The sequence below is a fragment of the Mycobacterium colombiense genome, from assembly GCF_001665835.1.
Lineage (GTDB): Bacteria > Actinomycetota > Actinomycetes > Mycobacteriales > Mycobacteriaceae > Mycobacterium > Mycobacterium colombiense_A.
On sequence record NZ_LZSX01000091.1, the window covers coordinates 65,302 to 71,646 of the forward strand.

Sequence of the window (6,345 nt, forward strand, 5' to 3'; positions counted from 1 at the left end):
CCTCGTACCAAACGATAGACGAAGAAGTGATCTTGGACACGCCGTTGCCCGTCTGACCTGTGATGCAATTGCAAATCCGCGCCCGGCTCCGCCGGTCTTGAGATGACGAAAATTTTTGGGAGAACGCGCAGCGTGGCGGCGTGACTGGGGGCCGCTACTGTAGTACCCATGTCAGACCGCCCCCCGGCCGCACTCACGATCCTCAAGCTTGCGGGGCTCTGTTTGTTGGCCAGCGTCGTCGCCACGGCGCTCCTCTTCCCCTTCGCCGGCGGAATAGGACTGGTGTCCAATCGGGCCTCGGAAGTGGTCGCCAACGGCTCGGCTCAGCTTCTCGAGGGCGAGGTGCCGGCCGTCTCGACGATGGTCGACGCCAAGGGCAACACTATCGCCTGGCTGTACTCGCAGCGCCGGTTCGAGGTGCCCAGCGACAAGATCGCCAACACGATGAAGCTGGCGATCGTCTCCATCGAGGACAAGCGGTTCGCCGACCACAACGGGGTTGACTGGAAAGGCACCCTGACCGGTCTGGCCGGCTATGCCCGCGGCGACGTCGACACCCGCGGCGGTTCGACCATCGAGCAGCAGTACATCAAGAACTACCAGCTGCTGGTCACCGCGAAGACCGACGCCGAGAAGCGCGCGGCGGTCGAGACCACCCCGGCCCGCAAGCTGCGCGAGATCCGCATGGCGCTGACGCTGGACAAGACGTTCACCAAGCCCGAGATCCTGACCCGGTATCTGAACCTGGTCTCATTCGGCAACGGCTCGTTCGGCGTGCAGGACGCCGCCCAGACCTACTTCGGCATCAACGCGTCCGACCTGAACTGGCAGCAGGCGGCGCTGCTGGCAGGCATGGTGCAGTCGACCAGTGCGCTCAACCCGTACATCAACCCCGACGGCGCGCTGGCACGGCGAAACTTGGTGCTGGACACCATGATCGAGAACATCCCGCAGGAGGAGGAGGCACTGCGCGCCGCCAAGGCGGCGCCGCTGGGCGTCCTGCCGCAGCCCAACGAATTGCCTCGCGGTTGCATCGCGGCGGGCGACCGCGCGTTCTTCTGCGACTACGTCCAGGAGTACCTGTCCCGGGCCGGCATCAGTAAGGAACAGGTCGCCCGGGGCGGCTACCTGATCAAGACCACGCTCGATCCGGACGTGCAGATCCCGGTCAAGTCCGCTATCGACAAGTTCGCCAGCCCGACGCTTCCCGGGATCTCGAGCGTGATGAGCGTGATCCAGCCCGGCAAGACGTCGCACAAGGTGATGGCGATGGCCAGCAACCGCACCTACGGGCTCGACGTCGACGCCGGTCAAACCATGCGCCCGCAGCCCTTCTCGCTGGTCGGCGACGGCGCGGGATCCGTCTTCAAGATCTTCACCACAGCCGCGGCCCTGGACATGGGCATGGGCACCAACGCCACTCTCGAGGTGCCGGGCCGGTTCCAGGCCAAGGGCATGGGTAGCGGCGGGGCCAAGGGCTGCCCCAAGGACAACTGGTGCGTGGTCAACGCCGGCAACTACCGCGGGTCGATGAACGTCACCGACGCGTTGGCCACCTCGCCCAACACCGCCTTCGCCAAGCTGATCCAACAGGTCGGCGTGACCCGCACAGTGGACATGGCGATCAAACTCGGACTGCGGTCCTACGCCGACCCGGGCACGGCTCGCGACTACAACCCCGACAGCAACGAGAGCCTGGCGGACTTCGTCAAACGGCAGAACATCGGCTCGTTCACGCTGGGCCCGATCGAGGTGAACGCGCTGGAACTGTCCAACGTCGCGGCCACCCTCGCCTCGGGCGGCACCTGGTGCCCGCCCAACCCGATCGACAAGCTGGTCGACCGCAAGGGCAATGAGGTCGCGGTGACCACCGAGACCTGCGATCAGGTGGTGCCCGAGGGGCTGGCCAACACGATGGCCAACGCGATGAGCAAGGACGCCCTGGGCGGCGGCACGGCGGCCGGTTCGGCCAGCGCGGCGGGCTGGGACCTGCCGGTGTCCGGTAAGACGGGCACCACTGAGGCCCACCGCTCCTCGGGCTTCGTGGGCTTCACCAACCACTACGCGGCGGCGAACTACATCTACGACGACTCCACCACCCCCACCGATCTGTGCTCCTCCCCGTTGCGCCACTGCGGCGAGGGCGACCTGTACGGCGGTAACGAGCCGGCGCGAACGTGGTTCACCGCGATGAAGCCGATCGCCAACAATTTCGGGCCCGTGCAGTTGCCGCCCACCGACCCTCGCTACGTCGACGGGGCACCGGGGTCCCGCGTGCCCAGCGTCGCCGGCCTGGATATCGACGCGGCGCGCCAGCGCATCAAGGAGGCGGGCTTCCAGGTCGCCGACCAGAACAACTTCGTCAACAGCAGCGCCAAGCAGGGCGAGGTGGTCGGGACAACACCCAGCGGCGCAACGATTCCGGGGTCGATCATCACCATCCAGGTCAGCAACGGCATCCCGCCGGCCCCGCCTCCGCCACCGGAAGGCGCGCCACCGCCGGTGGGCTCCCAGGTCGTCGAGATTCCGGGTCTGCCGCCGATCACGATCCCGCTGCTGGCACCACCGCCGCCGCCGGCACCCGGTCAGCCGCCCCCGTAGAACGTCGTGACCCAAGAGATACGCTGCCAGTACGCGACCGGCAGTAGGCTGCCAACATGGCTGATGTTTTGCCCGTCCTGATACGTGCCGGCGCCGCCACACTAGCTTCGAGCGTCGCCGCCGTTGGTTATGCCGCGGTAATCGAGCGCAACGCGTTCGTCCTGCGCGAGATCACGATGCCCGTGTTGGACCCGGGCTCGACTCCGCTGCGGGTGCTGCATATCAGCGACCTCCACATGACGCCCGGCCAGCGCCGCAAGCAGGCGTGGCTGCGCGAACTGGCGGGCTGGGAACCGGATCTGGTGGTCAACACCGGCGACAACCTGGCCCACCCGAAGGCGGTGCCGTCGGTCATCCAGGCCCTGGGGGATCTGCTGTCGCGACCGGGTGTCTTCGTGTTCGGCAGCAACGACTACTTCGGCCCGCGGCTGAAGAACCCGCTGAACTACGTGACCAACCCGTCGCACCGGGTTCGCGGTGAACCGCTGCCCTGGCAGGACCTGCGGGCGGCGTTCACCGAGCGCGGCTGGCTCGACCTCACCCACGCCCGGCGCGAGTTCGAGGTGGCGGGCCTGCACATCGCCGCCGCGGGCGTGGACGACCCGCACATCGAGCGCGACCGCTACGAAACCATCGCGGGCCCGGCCAGTCCGGCCGCGAATCTGCGGCTGGGACTCACCCATTCGCCCGAGCCGCGGGTGCTGGACCGCTTCGCCGCCGACGGGTATCAGCTGGTGATGGCCGGCCACACGCACGGCGGGCAGGTGTGTGTGCCGTTCTACGGCGCGCTGGTGACCAACTGCGGCCTGGACCGCTCGCGCGCGAAGGGTCCGTCCCGCTGGGGGGCGAACACGCAGTTGCATGTCTCCGCCGGGATGGGCACCTCGCCGTTCGCGCCGGTGCGATTCTGCTGCCGGCCGGAGGCGACGCTGCTGACGCTGATCGCCGCTCCGATGGGCGACCGCGATACGGCCACCGACCGGAGCCGTTCGCAGCCAACTGCATCGGTGCGTTGACCGATCAGACCCGGATCGCGGTCCGCAGCCGCTCACGCTGCTGGGCGGACAACGCGATCCGGCTGATCCAGGCCGACGCCCGGCGCAGCGCGGACACCCACCTGCTGCGCTACCCGCTGCCCTCGGCGTGGAGCGCGGGCGTCGACGTCGCGCTGTACCTCAAAGACGAGACGACGCACATCACCGGCAGCCTCAAGCACCGGCTGGCCCGCTCGTTGTTCCTCTACGCGCTGTGCAACGGCTGGATCGACGAGGGCACCACGGTGGTCGAGGCGTCGTCGGGTTCGACGGCGGTGTCCGAGGCCTATTTCGCGGCGCTGCTGGGTCTGCCATTCGTCGCCGTGATGCCCGCCGCGACAAGCACGTCGAAGGTGGCGTTGATCGAATCCCACGGCGGCCGTTGCCATTTCGTGCAGAGCTCGAGCGAGGTCTACGCCGAGGCGGAGCGGGTCGCGCGGGAGACCGGCGGGCACTACCTGGACCAGTTCACCAACGCCGAGCGCGCCACCGACTGGCGGGGCAACAACAACATCGCCGAGTCGATCTTCGAGCAGATGCGCGAGGAGCGCTACCCCGTCCCGGACTGGATCGTGGTCGGGGCGGGCACCGGCGGGACCAGCGCCACGATCGGCCGCTACATCCGCTACCGACGACACGCCACCGGGCTGTGCGTCGTCGACCCGGAGAACTCCGCGTTCTTTCCCGCCTACGCCGAGGACCGCGACGACGTCGTGATGCCCTCCTCGTCGCGCATCGAGGGCATCGGCCGGCCGCGGGTGGAGCCGTCGTTTCTGCCGGGCGTGGTCGACCGGATGGTGTCCGTCCCGGACGGGGCGTCGATCGCGGCCGCCCGCCACGTCAGTGCCGTGCTGGGGCGCCGCGTCGGGCCGTCGACGGGCACCAACCTGTGGGGTGCGTTCGCCCTGCTCGCCGAGATGGTCGCCGCGGGCCGCAGTGGCTCAGTGGTCACCCTGCTCGCCGACAGTGGTGACCGCTACCGCGACACCTACTTCAGCGACGAGTGGGTGGCGGCACAGGGACTGGATCCGACGGACGCGGCCGAGGCGCTGGTCGAGTTCGAGCGATCGTGCTCGTGGAAGTGACCTGCGGCACCGCGGTTTGGCCACCCGACGGCCCGGTGCGATAGGCTGTCGAAGCTTCAAGCGGGGTGTGGCGCAGCTTGGTAGCGCGCTTCGTTCGGGACGAAGAGGCCGTGGGTTCGAATCCCGCCACCCCGACTCGTAATTCAGAAGCCTGACCAGCAGCAGCACGGTCAGTGCTTCTTATTGTCAGGAACTCGCTTGCGCGTCCGTCCGCAGTGCGTCCGCAACAGATTTACGAAGCGCCAGCACTGCGGCGTCCAGAGCCTCCGCGACGGCCTCCAGGTCATCTGGCAACAGGTCCGCATAGGTGTCCGAAGTTAGCGCCGGCGACTTGTGTCACGCCAAAGAGTCATGAACGCCGGTCGGTTCCGTTCCCGCGATTCATGACTGATGACCTCGCCCGGCGGATGGCCGGCAAGGGGCGCGACGATTTGGTATTCGCCGCGCCGAGTGGGGGTGTCCTGAGGATCGCCACCTTCCGAAGGCCAGTCGGTCGTGGGCTTGCCGTCTTCATCAATGCCGCGCAACTTGGCGACGGCCCGGTTGAACACTCAGGTTGGCCGGTGTGCTGGCCAGCCTGGCGGAGCTTGAGTTGGAGTTGGGCCGTGAACGACGCTCAGCGGCGCGGGAAGCGCGGCGTGCACGCGGTCAGTCGATTGGACGCCCGAGGGCTTTAGATGCGTCCAAAGCCGCTCTGGCGCAACGTATGCATGCCAGCGGTGAGTCAGCGACGGCCATCTCGCAGACGCTGTGTGTGAGCAGAGCGACGGTGTATCGGGTCCTGGCGGAGTTGCCGGCATCCCAGCAGCCATAGGGGCCGAGCTAGGGACTCGCCGCTACGACGGGGTCAAACGGAGCCAACGGCTTAGCGATGTTCATCGATCAGGTTGGCTACTGCCTTCTGAGCATCGTTGGTGGTTAGCGGAGGCGCATCGCCCCGGCGAGGTGCGCTCAAACGCTGGCCAGCGACACTGCATCACCGGCGAACTGGCGTTTCAACAGCTGATATCCCCACAGCAGGACGAACCAGGGGCCGATGAGCCACGGGACGTTGAGAAGAATGAACTTCACGCCGAAGTCCATGAAGCTCGTGGTGTTGACCGAGACGAATCCACTGAGGATCTCGGTCCCGTAGTAGTACCACGTGAGCACGGTGTGGGTCACTGCCGTCGACATGACGAGCAACGTGCCCTTGTTGTTGGTGAACTTCGACCGGAACAACAGGATGAGCCCGGTGACCCCGACGCACGCGTTGATGACCGAAAGCACCTCCATCATCATGAAACTGGGTTCGGCGTGCAGGTAGCGCACGTCGCCACCATCGATGTAGTTCCACCACGGATAGGCCCAGGCGGCATCGCGGGCACCGGGGATTGCTTTGTGGAGGATGAGCCAGCCCAGTTCCCACGTCAAATGCGTTGCGTAGGAGCAGATGACGAAGGGAAGGACGACGGCCTGGGCGCGCTGGAATCGTGTCCAGTTCTTCAGCGATGGGATGGGTAGCAGCGCGGCGAAGATGCCCAGGATGTATGCCAGTGTCGCCTGCACCGCCATCGCGTTCGCGACGGTCACACGGTTTGCCCCGCTGAACGCCAGGTGGCTGTAGAGCGGGAAGGACAGCGCCA

General features: G+C 67.0%; 4 protein-coding genes, 1 tRNA gene and 1 pseudogene. 5 read left to right on the plus strand and 1 reads right to left on the minus strand.

Annotated elements, in window-relative coordinates; translation table 11 throughout:
- Positions 1-168: 168 nt before the first annotated feature.
- The 5 genes and pseudogenes from ponA2 to A5760_RS26405 all read left to right on the plus strand — a co-directional run.
- Complete coding sequence (ponA2, locus tag A5760_RS23560) at positions 169-2,601, plus strand: transglycosylase/D,D-transpeptidase PonA2 (RefSeq protein ID WP_064885308.1); 2,433 nt, start codon at positions 169-171, stop codon at positions 2,599-2,601.
- 56 nt (positions 2,602-2,657) lie between these two features.
- Complete coding sequence (locus tag A5760_RS23565; RefSeq protein ID WP_064885310.1) at positions 2,658-3,617, plus strand: metallophosphoesterase; 960 nt, start codon at positions 2,658-2,660, stop codon at positions 3,615-3,617.
- Positions 3,614-4,720: a PLP-dependent cysteine synthase family protein gene (locus A5760_RS23570; RefSeq protein ID WP_064885311.1), complete on the plus strand. Its 1,107-nt coding sequence runs from the start codon at positions 3,614-3,616 to the stop codon at positions 4,718-4,720. The genes A5760_RS23565 and A5760_RS23570 overlap by 4 nt, the downstream gene beginning before the upstream one ends.
- Before the next feature lie 61 nt (positions 4,721-4,781).
- A tRNA-Pro gene (locus A5760_RS23575) sits at positions 4,782-4,855 on the plus strand.
- A gap of 421 nt (positions 4,856-5,276) precedes the next feature.
- Positions 5,277-5,534 (plus strand): annotated as a pseudogene (locus A5760_RS26405) (helix-turn-helix domain-containing protein); the annotation flags it as partial.
- A gap of 137 nt (positions 5,535-5,671) precedes the next feature.
- On the opposite strand, the gene A5760_RS23585 reads toward A5760_RS26405, so the two are convergent.
- A partial coding sequence (locus A5760_RS23585) for a hypothetical protein (protein WP_064885315.1) occupies positions 5,672-6,345 on the minus strand: 674 nt, incomplete at its 5' end.

What these genes read in the sequence shown, in the direction of transcription:
- ponA2 (WP_064885308.1), top strand. Translation starts at nt 169, where the DNA reads ATGTCAGACCGCCCCCCGGCCGCACTCACGATCCTCAAGCTTGCGGGG.
- A5760_RS23565 (WP_064885310.1), top strand. Translation starts at nt 2,658, where the DNA reads ATGGCTGATGTTTTGCCCGTCCTGATACGTGCCGGCGCCGCCACACTA.